The 18,302-nt window shown below is 30.6% G+C and carries 14 protein-coding genes; 8 read left to right on the forward strand and 6 right to left on the reverse strand.

The window, feature by feature from the left end:
* Positions 1–15: 15 nt before the first annotated feature.
* Genes Q0873_RS16045 through Q0873_RS16055 form a run of 3 tightly spaced genes read right to left on the reverse strand, consistent with a single transcriptional unit; the run spans position 16 to position 3,004 of the window.
* Positions 16–1,302 carry a glycosyltransferase family 4 protein gene (locus Q0873_RS16045; protein WP_299109209.1) on the reverse strand — a complete coding sequence of 429 codons (1,287 nt, stop codon included), beginning with the start codon at positions 1,300–1,302 and terminating at the stop codon, positions 16–18.
* Positions 1,299–2,480, reverse strand: coding sequence for a glycosyltransferase family 4 protein (locus tag Q0873_RS16050; RefSeq protein WP_299109211.1), 1,182 nt, complete (start codon positions 2,478–2,480; stop codon positions 1,299–1,301). Before Q0873_RS16050 ends, Q0873_RS16045 begins: the two co-directional genes overlap by 4 nt.
* Before the next feature lie 2 nt (positions 2,481–2,482).
* Entirely contained in the window at positions 2,483–3,004 is a 522-nt protein-coding gene (locus tag Q0873_RS16055; protein WP_299109213.1) for a methyltransferase, read from the reverse strand.
* 268 nt (positions 3,005–3,272) lie between these two features.
* On the opposite strand from Q0873_RS16055, the gene Q0873_RS16060 reads away from it, so the two are divergent.
* Entirely contained in the window at positions 3,273–4,970 is a 1,698-nt protein-coding gene (locus Q0873_RS16060) for a helix-turn-helix transcriptional regulator (protein ID WP_299109216.1), read from the forward strand.
* Here the strand turns inward: Q0873_RS16060 and Q0873_RS16065 are convergent, their stop codons facing one another.
* The gene (locus Q0873_RS16065) at positions 4,971–7,385 is read right to left on the reverse strand and encodes a YfhO family protein (RefSeq protein ID WP_299109219.1); all 2,415 of its coding nucleotides are present in this window, start codon (positions 7,383–7,385) and stop codon (positions 4,971–4,973) included.
* A 2-nt stretch (positions 7,386–7,387) separates the two neighbouring features.
* Positions 7,388–7,672, reverse strand: a complete 285-nt coding sequence (locus Q0873_RS16070; protein ID WP_299109220.1) for a DUF4834 family protein — start codon at positions 7,670–7,672, stop codon at positions 7,388–7,390.
* Between the two features lie 137 nt (positions 7,673–7,809).
* Here Q0873_RS16070 and Q0873_RS16075 point away from each other — a divergent pair, with 137 nt between their 5' ends.
* The 7 genes from Q0873_RS16075 to Q0873_RS16105 all read left to right on the forward strand — a co-directional run bounded on the left by Q0873_RS16075 (position 7,810) and on the right by Q0873_RS16105 (position 15,369).
* Positions 7,810–9,180, forward strand: a complete 1,371-nt coding sequence (locus tag Q0873_RS16075; protein ID WP_299109222.1) for a transporter — start codon at positions 7,810–7,812, stop codon at positions 9,178–9,180.
* A 23-nt stretch (positions 9,181–9,203) separates the two neighbouring features.
* Positions 9,204–10,322 carry a GTP cyclohydrolase gene (locus Q0873_RS16080; RefSeq protein WP_299109225.1) on the forward strand — a complete coding sequence of 373 codons (1,119 nt, stop codon included), beginning with the start codon at positions 9,204–9,206 and terminating at the stop codon, positions 10,320–10,322.
* Positions 10,322–11,032 carry a 16S rRNA (uracil(1498)-N(3))-methyltransferase gene (locus tag Q0873_RS16085; RefSeq protein WP_299109227.1) on the forward strand — a complete coding sequence of 237 codons (711 nt, stop codon included), beginning with the start codon at positions 10,322–10,324 and terminating at the stop codon, positions 11,030–11,032. Before Q0873_RS16080 ends, Q0873_RS16085 begins: the two co-directional genes overlap by 1 nt.
* Before the next feature lie 40 nt (positions 11,033–11,072).
* A complete protein-coding gene (locus Q0873_RS16090) occupies positions 11,073–12,248 on the forward strand; it encodes a helix-turn-helix domain-containing protein (protein WP_299109230.1) in 1,176 nt (391 codons plus the stop codon).
* 547 nt (positions 12,249–12,795) lie between these two features.
* Entirely contained in the window at positions 12,796–13,434 is a 639-nt protein-coding gene (locus Q0873_RS16095) for a DUF4159 domain-containing protein (protein ID WP_299109232.1), read from the forward strand.
* Complete coding sequence (locus Q0873_RS16100; protein WP_299109234.1) at positions 13,418–14,332, forward strand: bile acid:sodium symporter family protein; 915 nt, start codon at positions 13,418–13,420, stop codon at positions 14,330–14,332. The genes Q0873_RS16095 and Q0873_RS16100 overlap by 17 nt, the downstream gene beginning before the upstream one ends.
* The gene (locus Q0873_RS16105; protein ID WP_299109236.1) at positions 14,332–15,369 is read left to right on the forward strand and encodes a lysophospholipid acyltransferase family protein; all 1,038 of its coding nucleotides are present in this window, start codon (positions 14,332–14,334) and stop codon (positions 15,367–15,369) included. The genes Q0873_RS16100 and Q0873_RS16105 overlap by 1 nt, the downstream gene beginning before the upstream one ends.
* On the opposite strand, the gene Q0873_RS16110 is transcribed toward Q0873_RS16105, so the two are convergent.
* Positions 15,356–18,274 (reverse strand): glycoside hydrolase family 3 N-terminal domain-containing protein, encoded by a 2,919-nt coding sequence (locus Q0873_RS16110; RefSeq protein WP_299109238.1) that lies wholly within the window; start codon positions 18,272–18,274, stop codon positions 15,356–15,358. The genes Q0873_RS16105 and Q0873_RS16110 overlap by 14 nt on opposite strands.
* Positions 18,275–18,302 lie beyond the last annotated feature (28 nt).

Below are 18,302 nucleotides of genomic sequence, written 5' to 3' on the forward strand. Positions count from 1 at the left end.
TTTCCTCTCTTTTATTTAACTATTATAAACCTTCCCAATATAATCAACTAAATTTTTCGTTAGCTGTTTCCTATGATATTTTTCAATTGAATTATCAAGTTTAGGTATACCTCCTAACTTATATTGGTTATATAGTTTCAATATATATTCTTTTAACTCTTTTTTATTCTGATAACTAAATACCCTTCCTGCATTATTCTCTTTAACTATATCGGCTAAATCACCATCTTCTGGTCCTATACCTACTATTGGTCTTTTAGCCTGTAAATATTCAAAAGTTTTACCAGGAATCATTTCCTTTGCACTTGCATAATCATTTACCACAATTAATAGCACTTGTGTTTCTTTTTGATATTGTTTTGCAACCGGATGTGGTACATAGCTAATCTTCTCTACATTTTTCAAATTGCTTTTTTCTATTTCCTCTGAAATTGTATTGTCAATTTTACCTATGAATTTTAAAACAAAATCATCAGCAAAGTTTGCATTCTCTTTTGATAATTCCGAAAGTACTTCCCATAATATCTTAGGATTTCTCTCAGAGTTCATCATTCCAATATGTGTAAGCGTAAATTTATTATCTACAACAACCTCTTCTTCTTCTGAATGAATTCCATCTACATCAAAACCATTGGTTATAACCTCAATTAGCTTGGCATTTTCCTCGTACTTCTTTTTCGCGTGATTACTTACCATAAGTACTCCATCTGCCTCCTTTACAACTTTCTCTTCTAATGTATAATGTTTTTTCAAAGAGTTTTTTGTCAACGGTAGCAAATGAAAATAATCTACACTCGTCCATGGATCTCTAAAATCTGCAATCCACTTTATTTTTAACTGTTGCTGTATTTTTAAACCAATTAAATGCACGCTATAAGGCGGTCCTGTTGTTATTAATACATCAACTTTATTATTTTTAAGGTATTCTTTTAGCTTTTTTACAGAAGGTTTAATCCAAAACTTTCGAGCATCAGGAATAAAGTAATTAGCTCTAATATACATTAACACCTTATCTAAAAATGTAGGGTTTGGATTTAAAAACCCCATACTATTTTGAGTTCCTTTTTTCTTAAACTTCGATAAAATACTATTCGGCTCAAATATTGAGCTTTTAATAACTTCAATTCCATCTGGAACATCCTTTATCAACGATTCATCTAAAATTGGATAACTTGGATTTTCCGCAGTAAAAACTACAGGCTCTACACCAAAATCCCTTAGGTATTTTACAAATTTCAACCATCGCTGTACCCCAGGACCTCCCGCCGGCGGCCAATAATAAGTTACAATTAATACTTTCAAGCTAAATTATTATATAATGCAATTAAATCTTTTGATGTTTTGTCCCAAGTAAAATGATTTCTAACGAAATCTTTTCCATTCTCTCCCATTTTTTTTCTCAACGCCTCATCCTCATACATTCTCAAGAGTTTCTCTGTAAAATCTTCTGAATTTCTTTCCTCATGCACCAAACCTGACTCCACTTCTTCTACAAGTATTTTTTGTACTGTAGCATCACTCACCAATATTGGTTTACCAAAGCTCATGTACTGAAACAACTTGTTTGCAAACGTTGTATCGTGATGAATATTTCTATGTAAAGGAGATAAACCTATATCTGAATTTCTTACCCAATTAGGAAAAGTCTTAGCATCTCTCCACCCCATTAACTTAACACAATCTTTTAATCTAAAACTTTCAATTTGTCTTTCTAGTTCTGGATTTGATTTTCCTACAATTACAAAAGTAAGGTTTTCTATTTTCTCTTTTAACACCACCAAGCTTTCCAATACTGTTTCCAAGCCCCTTCTATTTCCTGTGTCACCTAAATACAACAAGGTAAAGTCTTCTTCCTTCTTTTTATAAGGAACTTCAGGTACATCTGCATTTTCATAAAAAGATTTACGTACGGTATTAGGAACAACAACTATTTTTTCTTCATCAACGCCAACCCTATGCACGATTTCTTTTTTCGCCTCATTAGTTACAACAACTACTTTTGTTGCCTTCTTTATGAACTCTTCTTCCTTTTTCTTCCACTTTTCAATCGAAATAAGCAATTTCCCTCTTAGCTTTTGCATATGAGGATAAAAACGCATTATTTCAGGTCTGTTTTCGTGTAAATCTAAAATTACAGGCAATACATTTTTTTCATTAGCCTTAAATGCTGCTTCCGCAATTCGTATATCATGAATGTGAATTGCTTCTATTTTATTTTTATGAATGAAATTGCTAATTTTTCCTTTCATTAAGAATGTATATACAGGTACTGTATACACCAATGCTGACATTTTATATTCAAAAGTATTCGTTTTATACCTTCTAACATTAATACCTTTTACTAATTCTTCTTCTTTTTCATTACCGTAGGTTAAGCAAAATAAAAAAACATCATGCCCTTTTTTTATTAGTTCAATTGCTTCATTCTCTACTCTTGGGTCTGGTGGATACACATTATCCAAAATCATTCCTATTCTCATAGCTATTTCTCTTTTTCAGCATAAACAGCATAATACCTAGGAGTAAAACTTCTTAAGATTGGTCGAATTCCTATTTTATTTACAGGGTTTGTCCATTTTTCAGTTTCTTTGATATTCCATCCTGATTTTTCCAACAGCCAATCAAATTGCCAATCTTCAAACTCATGATAATGCCTATCCCACATATCTGTCTTACTTCTATAAGCCTTAGAGAACCACAAATCTAATGGTACTGTAGCGACTAACTTTGTTGCTTCAATTTCCCTTAAGACATTAAATGGAGCTATCAAATGTTCAAATATTTCAAAAGCTGTAACCACATCAACATTATATTCTTTAACCAACTGCGGCAACATATCAAGGTCTTCACCATTTGTATTGAAAACAGTGTAACCGTTTTCCTCCATAATTTCGCTAAATGGATTTCTTACCCCTAAATCTAATATTGTTGAAGAAGGTGGAATATGATTTTTTAAAAATTTAAGTGTATGTGTATATCTTTTCTTAGGAAGTTTATTATACATTTTACTATTTTAAAGCAAATGTATTACTATTTTACATATTAAATAAATAAAAAAGGAGAGCAAACTAGTTTGCTCTCCTTAATACGTACTCGTTCTTTTTCAATACTTCTTCTTTCTTATTTCAATTTCTAATTAACTTACTACTACAAATATAAATTTGAAGTTCTAGTTTATCAACTACTATATACGCGCTTTTATAAAAAGCATGTATATTTGTGTAATCACAAACATACTTTTTATAAAAAGTATAACGATTAATTATTTCTATATGCCTAGGTATTTTCTTATTTTCTTGCTAGTTTCTGTCATAAAAATAGGTTATACTCAAAATACTTCGTCAGACTCAATTTATTTAAAAAAAATTGAACTCTTTAAAAACACTAATAGTGACAGTACGCTGTTTTACTCAAAAAAACTTATAAATTCCACTAATATTTGTAATCAGTTAACTGCAGCAAATGCAAAAATCTATGCATTATATCGACAAAAAAAATTCAAAGCAGCTATTGTAGAAATAAAAGCCTTAGATATCAAAATTGATAATCTTTTAAAAAAAGACGAAAAACCATGCTTTTACGATTACAAAGCTGTTATAAATAATAGATTGTTTTGGATAAGTAAAAATCAAGAGAATTATAATCAAGCATACGAATATCTCTTAAAATGTGAACAGTATTTAAAAGCACATCCCATTAAAGATGCTAAAAATTATATGAACAACTTGGGAGTAGCTTCAAGCAAAGCTTTAATAAAAAACAAGCTAAATATGCAAAAGGAAGCTAAACTCCTTCTATTACAAACATATGCCGAAACTAAGAACCCAATATTAAATAGTTTAAAAGACAAAAACAGTTTAAACTTGTTAAAAGCAAATGTCTTAAATTCTTTAGGTAACACTTACTTATCTATTGCCAATAAAAAGAACAATACTATTTTACTAGACTCTGCTTCGTATTATTATGACAAAGCGTATGAATTAACCAAGTTGTTTAAACCGCTTCACAAAGATTCTGAAATTATATATAGCTTTAAAAAAACAGAAGTTTTAATTGCCCAAAAACAATTTAAAAAAGCCCTAGCTTTAATTAATAATTATAAGAACATCAACAAAGGGTACCACTACAAGCATAGAGAGTTTTTTCAAAAAACTATCTGCTTTAATGGCTTACATAGTTCCGATTCAACCATTTATTATGCCTATAAACTTCTTTTAGATAAAAAAGAAGAATGCAAACGCAGTAACTTGATTGCTACTTATGATATTCTTTCTAAGCAATACACTCTTTTAAAAAAGCAAGACAGTGCTTTAAAATACTCTCAAAAAACCTTAGAACAATTCTATCTTGCGGATAAAAACAAAGAAGAAACATTTCATTTACTTTATAAAAATGATTTTGAAAATGCTCAAGATCTAAACAATGCTCTTTTAGAAAAAGAAAATACTACTAACTATACTTTATTTGGGTTTATTGGGAGCTCTTTGTTAGTTACCTCTCTTTTCTTTTTATTGTTTTACAGAAAAGAAAAAAAAGCTAAAAAGAAACTAATCAAAAAGTTAGAAGAAAACACTTATGAAGATAAAAATGAAGTTACCAAGAAAGAGTACAACATCGATGATGCTTTAGAAAATAAAATTTTAAATCAAATCAATAGTATCGACAATAATCTTGATTTCTTAAAGCCTGAATTTACAATTACAAATATTGCTGAAACTTTAAATACCAACACCACATACATTTCTTTCGTCTTCAATAAAAATAAAGGAGTTACTTTTAAGCAGTATTATACCAATTTAAAAATTGAATACATAAAAGAAAAACTAACAACTGAAAATAAGTACAAAAACTATTCGATAAAAGCACTTGCAGAAGAAATTGGATATTCAAATGCCTCTGCTTTTTCTCGTGCTTTTAAGAAGCACACCGGAGTGACTCCTTCTGAATTTATTAAAAATTTGAGCTCTTAATTATTTTTGTTTTTTCTCGACAAAGAACCATCCAATAGGAATTAACAAAATCATTGCATACGCTAATAACGAAATGGTATTTCCTTTACCAATCACTGCTGGTTCAAATTTAAATTCAATCACATGCTTTCCTTCAGGAACTAACATCCCTCTAAGAACATAGTCTACTTGATAATGTGGAACAAGCTCACCATCTAAATAAGCATTCCATCCATCTTTATAATAAATCTCAGAAAACACAGCAAACTGTTTCGACATCGTATTACTTTCGTATACCAACTTAGCTGTATTATATTCTTTCAACTTAATAGTAGCCAATGAATCTTGTTTGAATTGATTTCCTATCTCACTATTCAAACTAGTAGCATTAGACTTAGAAACATTAATAATAGCTGTCTTTTTAGTATTAACAGAATCCAATGCCTGCATCTCTTCATTTGCAGTTTTTACATACTTTATAGTATTTACAAACCACGCATTTCCATTTGCCTCCGGATTTGGTTGTATTTCTGTATCACTAGCTATAAAATATTTGGCATTTAGCATATTTAATATCTCCATATTATTTTTTGCTAACTGATACTCAAATAATTCTTGATAACGCTTCATTTTTGCAGCATGATATCCTCCTAAAGAATTATGAAAATATGATGTTCTTGCTTCGTTTAACATATTTCCAGAAAAATTAGCTACTCTATAATGTGATTTATCTTTTAATATCTTACGATCTGCTTCGTTTACAGTAAAAGGTTTATCAACCTTTCTTGCAGAGGTAAAATCTTCCTTATTCACGTAATTTATATTAACTGAAACTAAATCGAATAGTATCAAAACCGTAATTCCAGCAATAACTGGCACCTGCTTTATTTTTTCCTTCAAATACATCCAAAGAACTCCTCCTACCAATAAAACTAATACAAACGAACGTAAACTATCGTAAATCATCATTGACTTTCGGTCTGAAATTAAAGCATCTACCAATTCTGGCAACTGTTGTTGGTATTGTGCATCTCTTAATCCTTCAAAAGCAAATAAACTCGTTCCTACTAAAGCAAAAAAGAGCGTTATACCTCCAACAACATAAAAAGCTTTCTTTAAAGCAGCTTCTTTTTCTTCTTTATTTCTATTTGAAAAGAAAAACTCTTTTAATGCAATCACTCCCAATAAAGGAATACACAATTCTGCTATTACCTGAATAGATGACACCGCTCTAAATTTATTGTATAACGGGAAGTAATCAATAAACAAATCAGTAGGTAAAGAAAAATTCTTTCCCCAACTCATGATAATCGAAAAAACTGTTGCTGCTACCAACCATTGTTTTAGTTTTCTTCTTACTAAAAAGATGCCTAGGAAAAACAAGAAAATCATGATTGCTCCAACATAAGCTGGTGCTTCAACAATAGGTTGTTTCCCCCAGTATGTTAATACCTGACTCGAGTAATCTTTTGCGACCCCATCTCCAGCTCTTAATTGAACTGTTTCATAAAACTTTGAAGTTTCATCAAGTTTTTCTACTGTTCCTCCTCCCATAAAGCGAGGGATTAACAAATTAAATGTTTCGGCAATGCCGTAACTATATTCAGTAATATAAGCTTTATCAAGGCCAGACACGGCTTCTTTTGGAGTACCGTCTGGATTTATTGTTAGTTCAGATTTTCCTCTTGTACTATAATTCGCATATTCTTTAGTAGCTAAAAGCCTAGTTGCATTTACTCCAATTCCTAGAACAAAAGCCAATAAAACAACTCCAGTTTGCTTAGCAAATACTTGAAGGTTCTTATTCTTTACGGCATCAATTAATTCAACAATTCCAAAAATCAATAAGCAAAACCCAAGATAAAAAGTCATTTGAGGATGATTTGTACTCACTTCTAGAGCCATTGCTAATGCGGTGAGTATAAATCCGAGTAAGTATCTTTTTTGATATACATACAAAACACCGGCAATAACTAAAGGCATATACCCAATCGCATGCGCCTTTGCATTATGTCCCGCCCCAAAAATTATAATCAAGTATGTTGAAAAACCAAAGGACAAACTTCCTAATATAGCCAATTTCCAATCAACTTTTAGTGCAGTTAACAAAACAAAGAAACCTAGAAAATACAAAAACAAATAATCTGCAGGTCTTGGTAAAAAACGAATTGCTTTATCTACGTAGCGAATAAAATCATTTGGGAAATACGCTCCTACTTGATATGTAGGCATTCCTCCAAAAGCATTCCCTAACCAATAGGACTCTTTTCCTGTTTCGGCTCTGTAGTTTGCAGACTCTCTGGCCATTCCAATAAATTGAGTAATATCTCCTTGTTTTATTTTCTTTCCGCTCAAAACCGGGTTGAAATATAATAAGGATGCTATTGTAAACACCACAAGTGCAATAGCGTAAGGTAAAAGTTTCTTAAAGTTCATAGTTAGTCTAGTTCTTCAAAATCAACATATTCTCCAACAGAATTATTGCTTTGCTTTGTATTTTGAGGTTTTTTATCAATTACTGTTTCTCCTTCATTCACCGTACTATCATTTTGTCTATTCTGATTCTGATATTGCTGTTCTGCTTTTTGTTGCATTTTATCCATTGCCTTTTTTACTAAAAAAGGAGCAAACAACTTCATCAAAAAACGTAAAGCATAGTATACAACGAGTATTATTAATATTGTTCTGATCATATTTATAGGTCCAGCTTCTTGTATATTCATTATAAATTTTCAAAAAAACAATCAAAAATAACAATTTGAGACAAAAGCTAGCGTTAAGACTTTACAAAACTTATCATCTATTATATTTGATATTTTTAATGTATGTTTGTGTAACTTCTATAAAATGGATTTATTTAATGAATAAGAAAATTTTATTTTTCATTTTACTTTTAATAACCAGCACTGTTAAATCACAGTATACTAATGTTATAAACTCCAACAGACCTGGTTTTTCAGAAAATCCATATAGTGTAGGAACTGGGGTTTATCAGTTTGAATCTAGTTTGTTTTTTAGAAAAGCTGAGGCAACTCCGCTATTTAGTAATCCACAATCTTTAGGTTTAGACCTACTTTTTAGGACAAGTTTTCTATATGATAGGTTAGAATTAAACTTAAATACAACTTTTCAAAATGATAAAATAGCATTTAAAAATATTTTTGAATCTTCCCATACACAAACTGGACTTGGAAAATTTACCTTAGGAGCTAAATATTTGGTATACACACCAACATACAACGATAAAGGGAAAGAAATAAGAAGCTGGAGAGCACGTCATTCTTTTGATTGGAAGAGATGGATACCTCATGTTGGTGTATATGCAGGTGTTAATTTTGGATCTTTTTTAACAGATTACAATGAAAGAGGAGGAATTTCTCCAAAAATTGGAGTTTTACTACTTAATGAGCTTTCTAATGAACTCAACGTTGTAACCAACTTTTACTACGATTATATTGGAACTGACTTTTCTCAATTCTCTTATATTCTTACAGCAACCTATAACGTTAATGATTATTGGTCTGTTTTCACAGAAATTCAAAGTCAATTCGAAAAATATGAAGACAGAACAAACCTTGGTTTAGGTTTGGCATATTTATACAATGAAAATTTACAATTCAACACATCTCTACGAGCTATGTTCGAAAGAGACAATGCAGGTGTTTATGCCGGTATTGGTGTTTCATATAGAATAAACAGACATGTAGATGAATTTAGTGAAATTGATGAGTTTGGAAATATTATTGAAGAACCAGAAACAGTAAAATACAAAGAGAACAAAGGATTCTTTGGGAGGTTATTTGGAAAAATCACCGGTCTTTTCAAAAAGAAAGACAAAAAGGTGGAGTTAGATATGTCTAAAGAGGAAAAAGAGCTTATCAATGAAGAAAAACCAAGAAGAACTCGTCAAAAATCATTAGTTGAAGAGATCATCAAAGAAGACGCTAAGCAAAAAAAGAAGACTACTAAAGAAGAGAAAAAAGCTGCTAAAAAAGCAAAAAAAGAAGCTGAAAAAGCACAAAGAAAACTTGAAAAAGACAAAGTTAAGGAGGCTAAGAAAAAAGAAAAAGAACGATTAAAACTAGAAAAAGAGCAAGAGAAAGAGCGTTTAAAAATCGAAAAGGAAAAGCAAAAAGAACGCGAAAAACTTGAAAAAGAAATTAAAAAATTAGAAGAGGAAATCAAGAAGGAAGAAGAAGAAAAAGAAAAGCAAAAAGACGGAGGAAACTAGAAATAAAAAATTACTTTTGTTACATGATTCATGTAAAAGAAATAAACTCTACAAAGGAAATGAAACAATTTGTTACGTTTCCTTTTTCCATTTATAAAAACAACGAATGCTGGGTTCCACCCATTATCAAAGACGAGTTAGAGACTTTTGACTCTGAAAAAAATCCAGTTTTTGAGCATGCAACTGCTCGTTTTTTTCTTGCTTACAAAAACGATGAAATTGTTGGACGAATCGCTGCCATAGTTAACACCTACGAAGTGAATCACCAAAACATAAAAAAAATGCGTTTTGGTTGGTATGATACCATAGATGACATTGAAGTAAGTCGCGCATTATTAGAAAAAGTAAAAGAGATTGGCTTTCAAAATAATCTGGAGTATGTAGAAGGTCCAGTAGGATTTAACAATTTAGACAAGACTGGTGTACTTACTTATGGGTTTAACCATATAGGAACAATGATTACCTGGTATCATAATCCCTATCAACATAAGCATCTAGAACAACTAGGTTTTATAAAAGAAAAAGAATATTTAGAAAATAAATTTCCTTTTGCCAATGTAGATTTTAACAAATACCATAAGGCAAGTAATTTAATAAAAAGAAGGTATCAATTAAACGCCCTTAATTTTACAAAAACAAAGGACATTATGCCTTATGTAGACGAAATGTTTGATTTGTTTAACAAAACATATTCTAAACTATCTACATATGTACCTATTTCTCAAAGTCAAATTGATTATTTTAAAAAGAAATATATAAGCTTTATTAATCCTGAATTTATAAAGTTTGTAATTGATAAGGAAGGGAAACTAGTTGCTTTTGCAATAGTGATGCCTTCATTTTCGAAGGCCCTTCAGAAAGCTAAAGGTAAGTTATTCCCCTTTGGTATTTTTCATCTATTAAAAGCTAGAAAAAAAGCAAAAGACGTTACATTTTACTTGATTGGTGTTCATCCAGAATATCAGAACAAAGGTGTTGTTGCCATTATTTTTGAAGAATTTCATAAAACCTTTACAGAGAAAGGAATCATAAATTGTATTAGAACACCAGAATTGGAAGATAATACAGCAATTCATCAAATATGGAAAAACTTTGATCCTTCAACACATAAAAGACGAAGAACTTATAAGCTTAATCTGTAATGCAACTTTTTTACAATCCACATATCACGAAAGACACAGAACAAATTCATTTTGAAAAAGATGAAAGCAGACATATTGTAAAAGTCTTACGTAAAAAAGAAAACGATGTTTTAAAAATCACCAATGGACATGGCTTTCTTTTTGATGCAGAAATAATTATTGCTAGTGATAAAAAATGTGTTGCTAACATTGTAAATATTGTAGAAAAAAAAAGAACTAGAGATTACTATTTACATATTGCAATTGCTCCAACTAAAAATAATGATCGTCTTGAATGGTTCCTAGAAAAAGCTACCGAAATAGGAATTGATGAAATTACACCGATCATTTGTAAAAACTCAGAAAGAAAAGTTGTAAAAACTGAAAGACTATCTAAAATTATACAATCTGCAATGAAACAATCTTTGCAGTTTACACTACCAAAACTCAATGATCCTGTAAAGTTTTCTGATTTTATAGAAAATGATTTTAACGGACAGTTATTTGTAGCACATTGTGAAGATGGTATGGTAATGAAACATCTAAAAACCGAAGTACTACCTAACGCATCCTATACAATCTTAATTGGCCCTGAAGGTGATTTTTCTACAAATGAAATATCTAGGAGTTTAGAAAAAAAATTCAGCCCTATTTCACTAGGTCCAAATCGTTTAAGAACAGAAACAGCAGGGGTTACTGTTACTCAAAGTATTGCCTTCATACATCAATAACCTATTTTTTGTATATTTAGCTAATAAAACCCTACTACAATTGGCAATTACAGAGTTTTTTAATTTGTTTTTATTGATAAGTGCTTTGCATGGCTTTGCTTTTAGTATCGTACTATTCTTTTCTAAAAATGGAAAAGATCGCAGTATGGTATATTTGAACTTACTTATACTAGCGATATCATTAAATAACTTTCAATCATGGGTTATAGAAAGAAAGCTATTCCAACATAGATTTGCACTGGATTATATTGAAGTCCCTTGGATTTTCCTAGCAATGCCTTTTCTATATATGTTTTTAGTACATTACTTAAACATCGAGAAAAATACCTTCAACATATTAAAGGTAGCTATTCCTATGTTTCTTTTCATGACATTGGCTCAAATAATTTTTGTGATGAAAAACAGTGGCCTTCACCCTCAAGAAAACTTGGATTATGTATATGAAAAATACACTACTACTGAAGAAATTGTCAGCTTTTTAACATCTATATCATTATTCATTTATTCTTTCTTTATTTTATTAAAAAAAGAAAAGCTCTTTGAGAAAATTCAATCTTATGATAATCTAAAATGGCTAAGTACATTTTTTAAATTGAGCAGTGTTGGATATATATTATGGATGGTTGCGCTAATTGTTACGGTAAGCTTAAATTTTACTGATTTTATCTTCTCCTATTACCCGTTAAGAATATACACAACAATTTTGATCTATTGGTTAGGTTACCAAGGAATTAGACAATTGCGTATTTTAAAAGAACGAAAAGTAATACGTAAAGGCATTCAGAAAAAAAGCAAAAACAAAATTACTAAATCAAAAGTAACTTACCCGATAAAGAGTTATGCTGTATCAGAAACTCAACTCGAAAAACACAGAGATCAATTTGAAATAATTGACAACTACATTAGAAAAAACAATAAGTTTTTAGAAAGTAAATATACCTTACAAAACTTATCTTTCGATACTGATTTAAGTTCAAGCACACTTTCAGTAATCATTAATAACGTTGCTGGAAAAACATTTACCGATTATCTAAATGAAATGCGTATCGAACAGGCAAAATCTTTGTTATTAGCTCCAGAATTTTCAAATTACACTATAACTTCAATAGGATTAGAGTCTGGTTTTAATTCTAAATCTACTTTTTATACTGTCTTCAAAAAGCATACAGGTATTACTCCTTTTGAATTTAAAAACTCTTTACTTTTAGCCAACTAACCATTCCTTGTTATTTTTTCTTATTAAAAAGTATTAAATCACCCAATCTGGATGATTCCGAACTCACCAAACAAACATATTTCTTAAATTTAAATTGTAAAAAAACTATGAACTTAGGAATTAAAGATATGAAGGGTTCTTTAATTCTTAAGATGAAAACTATTCAAGATACTGTTGATAGGCTACAACCGCCGTCAATAAAGAAAAGGAAAAGAGTGAAAACAAAAAACACTGGTACTATTTGACCAGTGTTTTTTTTGTTCTCATATATTCTAACACACAATATAAAACCACAAAAAATCATGCTTTTTATAAAAAGTCAGAAGCAAAACATCCAATTTGGACGTTTTTGAACCAAGCTTCATTTATGTCATTATATATTTGGCTATCAAAGAAAATAAACAAGTTTTTGAAAGCTTATTAAGGGGGTAGCTTTCATAAAACAAAACATGTTTACTTACTTTTAGGGGGAAAACAACACCATTGATAAAATCTCATTGGTGTTTTTTTTTGTTTTACTATATTGCTACTATTATTTAATAGTATAATGAGGTTATTGTTTTATATATTTTTTTTCACAGCTTCTTGCTGTTTTTCTCAACAAGTAGCAATTTTAAAATATAAAGGTGGTGGGGACTGGTATGCCAATCCTACTTCGCTACCCAATTTAATTAACTTTACTAATAGCAATAGTAAAGCTACCATTAGTAAAAATGTAGCAACTATAAATTCAGATGATGAAGATATCTTTAATTATCCTATTGTTTTTGTAACTGGCCATGGGAATATCTTTTTTTCCAATGATGACATCAACAATTTAAGAAGTTATTTAATGTCTGGTGGGTTTATGCACATATCCGATAATTATGGTTTCGATAAGTACATAAGACGTGAATTGAAAAAACTATTCCCAGAATTAGAGTTAAAAGAAATTCCAAGTAATCATCCCATTTTTCATCAAACGTTTAACTTTCAAAACGGAATTCCTAAAATACATGAACACGATAAAAACCCTCCAAAAGCTTTTGGGCTTTTTTACAATGGGAGACTTATTGTTTTTTATGATTATGAAAGTGATTTAAGTGATGGTTGGGAAGACCAATCTGTTCATAATAATCCCAAAGAAGTAAGAGAAAAAGCTTTAAAAATGGGAGCCAATATCATTGAATATGCTTTTAACAATTAATCCCAACCAAATAGATAGTATCAAAATAAATTTTGACACTGAAGCATTATGGTTATTAAATATTGCTTTGGCAATTATAATGTTTGGCGTTGCATTGTCAATAACCATTGACGATTTTAAAAGATTAATTAAAAACCCTAAAATACTAGCAGTTGGTTTATTATCTCAGTTTATCCTGTTACCATTCTTAACGTTTATTGCTATTTTAATTATCAAACCTCATCCGAGTTTTGCTTTAGGAATGATGTTAGTAGCCGCTTGCCCTGGAGGTAATGTCTCTAATTTTTTTAGTAAAATGGCAAATGCAAACGCAGCACTTTCAGTTAGTTTAACAGCCTTTGCTACTGTTTTTTGCTTAATCATGACACCTTTAAATTTAGAATTTTGGGGAAGTCTTTATGAGCCTACGAACAATATTTTAAAAGAGATTCAATTAAATCCATACGAGCTTTTTAAGCTTGTTTTATTGATTTTAGGCATACCACTGCTATTAGGTATGATAGTTAATCATTATCACCCTCTAATGGCTGAAAAAATTAACAAAATACTTCGCCCTTTTTCTATAACGGTATTTATGATCTTAATCATTGTTGCTCTTTATGATAATGCAGAGATTTTTAAGAACCATATTCATTTAGTTTTATTTCTAGTAATATTCCATAATATCTTTGCGTACTTCATAGGATATTTTACAGCAAAATCTTTCCGACTTGCTAAAAACGATGTCAAAACAATTACCATAGAAACTGGTATTCAAAATAGTGGATTAGGTTTACTATTGGTTTTTGGTTTTTTTGAAGGTTTAGGAGGAATGGCATTATTAACAGCCTTTTGGGGTGTATGGGATTTATTTTCAGGAATGGCATTAGCAACCTATTGGGGTAGAAAAAAGAAATAATGAAAACGTTATTATACTATTTAGTTAAGCTATACATTAAAACTGGACTCTATTTTTATTCTAAGAAAATAAAAGTTGTTGGTTCTGAAAATGTCCCTAAAAAAGGGGCTGTATTGTTTTTGGCAAATCACCCCAATGGTTTAGTAGATCCTTTATTTATTGCCACCAACACATCAAGGAGAACATTTTTCTTAGTAAGAGCTGCTGTTTTTAAGAATAAGGTTGTAGCTTTTTTATTTGATCTAATTGGAATGATGCCTATTTATAGGATACGCGATGGAATAAAAGAACTTTCTAAAAACGATGCTATTTTCAACAAATGCTATGACATACTAGGAAGTAAAAAATCTTTATTAATATTCCCTGAAGGAAGTCATAATAGAAAAAGAACAGTGAGACCCTTAAGTAAAGGGTTTACTCGAATTGTTTTTGGAGCTATTGATAAATACCCTGATCTACAAATACATCTCGTTCCTGTAGGAATTACGTATCAAAATTCTTCGACTTATCCATGTAAAATTGCCTTACACTATGGAAATCCAATTATAGCTAATGACTATTATGATAAAGAAAATATTAATCAATCAGCAAATCAATTAAAAAGCAACATACAAGGCGCTTTAGAGAAACTTTGTGTACACATTCCAACATCAGAATACGAACACACAAATAATCTTTTAAATACTGCTAACATTGATTTTACCAACGTAGCACATACCAATCAAATGATTCAGGATAAAGTTCTTCCAGTTAGTAAACTTAAAAAGAAAAAGAGCATCATCTTACTATCTCTAGTTATCATAAATTCTATCATTCCCCATTTCCTATGGAAAATAGCTTCTAAAAAAGTAGATGAAATTGAGTTTGTAGACACATTTAGATTTGCAATGAATATTGTATTGTTCCCGTTTTTTTATATGCTTCAAGCCTTTATAATCTATAAATTATCAAATCTGAACTTAGCGATTTTATATTTTATTTCCTCGATTATATTAGTTCTGTTATATACAAAAACTAGTCCTACTAATTCAGAATAGCGCTCTGTATATCAGCTTGAATTTTAGTTCTCATATTACTTTTTACCAGCCCTCTATTTCTCATAGTAGGATATACTCTATTTGATAAAAACACGTATAAAATTCCACTTTCAGGATCAGCCCAAGTGTAAGTTCCAGTAAAACCGCTATGTCCAAAACTTTTCTCAGAAACACATCCACAGGTTGGTTTCTCTTTTGGATTAATCTGCGGTTTGTCAAAGCCTAGTCCTCTTCTTACATTTTTATCAGCATAATAACGTTTATTAAACTTGGCTACTGTTTCTGGCTGATAATATTGTTTACCTCCGTAATATCCTTCCTGTAAAAACATCTGCATAATCTTGGCTACATCATTAGAATTACCAAACAATCCTGCATGACCTCCTACTCCACCTTGCATAGCTGCTCCCATATCATGTACATAACCATGCACCAATTGATTTCTATAATAAGAATCCTTTTCACTCGGTACAATTGCCTTCTTTGCAAACTTTTGTAGTGGTAAATAGGAAGTTCTATTAGCTCCTAAAGGAGCGTACAAATAAGTTTCTGCTAACTTGTTTAAAGGTTTATTAAATTTACTTTCTAAGATATCTTTAAATATATAATACCCTAAATCACTGTACTTATACCCTTTTCTATCTCGTTGTTCTGACTCAACAATAAACTTAGAAATAGAGTCTTTATAAATTCTATTTAAGTATAAGTTTTTAGCTACTCTTGTATTGTATTTTTTACTCCACTTCGAACTGTAAAATTCAGGTAGGTTTTTATGGGTTATACTATCTTGTGTTTTAATATAAAACGGAATCCAAGACTTTAAACGTGCCATATGAGACAATACTTCTTTAACCAATAAAGTATCTTTGTTGGACTCTTTATACTTGGTTAAAATATCTCCTAAGCTTGAATAAATACTAAACTTTTTCTCCTCTTCTGCTTTCATTATTAATGGTAACGAAGCAAGTATCTTAGTTAATGAAGCTAAATCATATACATCGTTATCCTTTACTCTAAGTTTTTTAGAATTCGTATGATATCCAAAATTCTTCTTATAAATCACTACTCCATTTCTAGCTACTAAAACCTGACCTCCTGGTGTCATTCTTTTTCTTAAAATAGTATCTATTCGCTTATCGATAATTGATAAGCTATCTGAAGACATTCCTACTTCCTCCGGAATTGAATACTGCAATCTTTTTAATGATTTCTTCTCTACTCCATCTCCTACCTTAAAATCTTCTTTAATAGACACAGGCAACTTACCATTTACATCAAAAGCTCCAAAAATAGCTTGAGCAGATAATTCCTGAGCTAGTTTACTGTTTTGATAAGAAACTACAATTCCATCTATATTTGTAAACGATTTTACTTGTAATAGACTATACGGACTAGTAAGTACATTTAAAATAACTTTATTCTGTCTAGCAATCTCCTGTAATCGAACAAGCTCAACATTTTTAAACTTATAACCTTTCCATGGGTGAGCATTAGACTTATGATATCCCACAATTACAAGGTCATATTTCTTTAACTTTTTTAATAAAACATCTAGCTTTGTACTTGAAATTACGTCTACTTGTGTATAATTGTTCAACATTTTAACAAAGCTCTTGTTATTAGCATCTCCTAATTTTACATAAGCGACTTTTTTACCCGCCAATTCTTTAACTGGTAAAATATCATTTTCATCCTTTAAGAAAGTGATTGATTGCTTTACTAATTTTCTATGTAAAACTTCATCCTCAACACTGTTTAAATCTAATCGAAGGTTTTCTTCTTTGATAGGTTGGTAATTATGTAACCCCGCCCAGTACTTTGTTTTTAAAATCTTTCGTACCGAATGATTCAATCGTTCTTCTGTTAGTTTTCCTGACTCGTATGCTTTCTTAAATAAAGCCATAGTCTTAGGCACATCCTGTGGTATTAACAACAAGTCATTTCCTGCTAAAATTGCAGCCAAATTAATTTCTTCTGAAGTTGAGTAGTTTGCTGCTCCCTTCATATTCAATCCATCTGTAATAACTAAACCATTAAAACCTAATTTATGCTGCAGTAAATTAGTTACTACATTCTTTGAAAGTGATGTTGGCAACACCTCATTAGTTTCTAAAGCTGGAATACTTAAATGCGCCGTCATAACACTTCCCACACCCGCTTCAAACATTTTTTTATACGGATACAACTCTATAGAATCAATTCGTTGTTCCGAAAAATTAATGGTTGGCAATGTATGGTGTGAATCTGTCGCTGTATCTCCATGACCAGGGAAATGCTTAGCATTGGCAAGAACTCCCATACTTTGCATACCTTCTGTCATCGCAATAGCTTTCTCTGTCACATTCTCCTTACTTTCTCCAAAAGATCTGTTTCCTATAATTGGATTATCAGGATTTGTATTTATATCTACTACTGGTGCAAAATTCACGTGAATACCTAAACGCTTACAATGTGCTCCTAAATGCTTCCCAAACTCCTTTAAGGCATTATTATCTTGAATAGCACCTAAAGTCATATTCCAAGGAAAACGGTATGTATTTTTCAAACGCATATCTAAGCCCCACTCTCCATCAAAACCAATTAGCAAAGGAACTTTGGCTATAGACTGATATTCATTATTTAAAACCGCCTGTTTTTCTGGTGTTCCTTGCATAAAAATTAAATTTCCTACATGATACTTTGTAAGCATCTGTTTGATAAAATCTTTATGCTTTTTATCTTTATTTGAATAGGCCTGTACCATAAACAACTGACCTATTTTTTCTTCAACGGTCATATTGTTTAGAATACTATCTACCCAAATAGTTTGATTTTCAGCATCTGTAGTTCGCAATGGATCTATCTGTTGTGCTGATATAAATTGAACAAAAATTAGGGGTAAAAATATTAGTAGTCTCTTTTGCATTCGTATTCTCTTTCTTTAAATATTACAA

It is taken from the genome of uncultured Tenacibaculum sp., from assembly GCF_947498805.1.
GTDB lineage: Bacteria > Bacteroidota > Bacteroidia > Flavobacteriales > Flavobacteriaceae > Polaribacter.

Coding starts and splice junctions, on each gene's coding strand:
- Q0873_RS16050 (WP_299109211.1), bottom strand. CDS start 2,480: ATGAGAATAGGAATGATTTTGGATAATGTGTATCCACCAGACCCAAGA.
- Q0873_RS16055 (WP_299109213.1), bottom strand. CDS start 3,004: ATGTATAATAAACTTCCTAAGAAAAGATATACACATACACTTAAATTT.
- Q0873_RS16060 (WP_299109216.1), top strand. CDS start 3,273: ATGCCTAGGTATTTTCTTATTTTCTTGCTAGTTTCTGTCATAAAAATA.
- Q0873_RS16065 (WP_299109219.1), bottom strand. CDS start 7,385: ATGAACTTTAAGAAACTTTTACCTTACGCTATTGCACTTGTGGTGTTT.
- Q0873_RS16070 (WP_299109220.1), bottom strand. CDS start 7,672: ATGAATATACAAGAAGCTGGACCTATAAATATGATCAGAACAATATTA.
- Q0873_RS16075 (WP_299109222.1), top strand. CDS start 7,810: ATGAATAAGAAAATTTTATTTTTCATTTTACTTTTAATAACCAGCACT.
- Q0873_RS16080 (WP_299109225.1), top strand. CDS start 9,204: ATGATTCATGTAAAAGAAATAAACTCTACAAAGGAAATGAAACAATTT.
- Q0873_RS16085 (WP_299109227.1), top strand. CDS start 10,322: ATGCAACTTTTTTACAATCCACATATCACGAAAGACACAGAACAAATT.
- Q0873_RS16095 (WP_299109232.1), top strand. CDS start 12,796: ATGAGGTTATTGTTTTATATATTTTTTTTCACAGCTTCTTGCTGTTTT.
- Q0873_RS16100 (WP_299109234.1), top strand. CDS start 13,418: ATGCTTTTAACAATTAATCCCAACCAAATAGATAGTATCAAAATAAAT.
- Q0873_RS16105 (WP_299109236.1), top strand. CDS start 14,332: ATGAAAACGTTATTATACTATTTAGTTAAGCTATACATTAAAACTGGA.
- Q0873_RS16110 (WP_299109238.1), bottom strand. CDS start 18,274: ATGCAAAAGAGACTACTAATATTTTTACCCCTAATTTTTGTTCAATTT.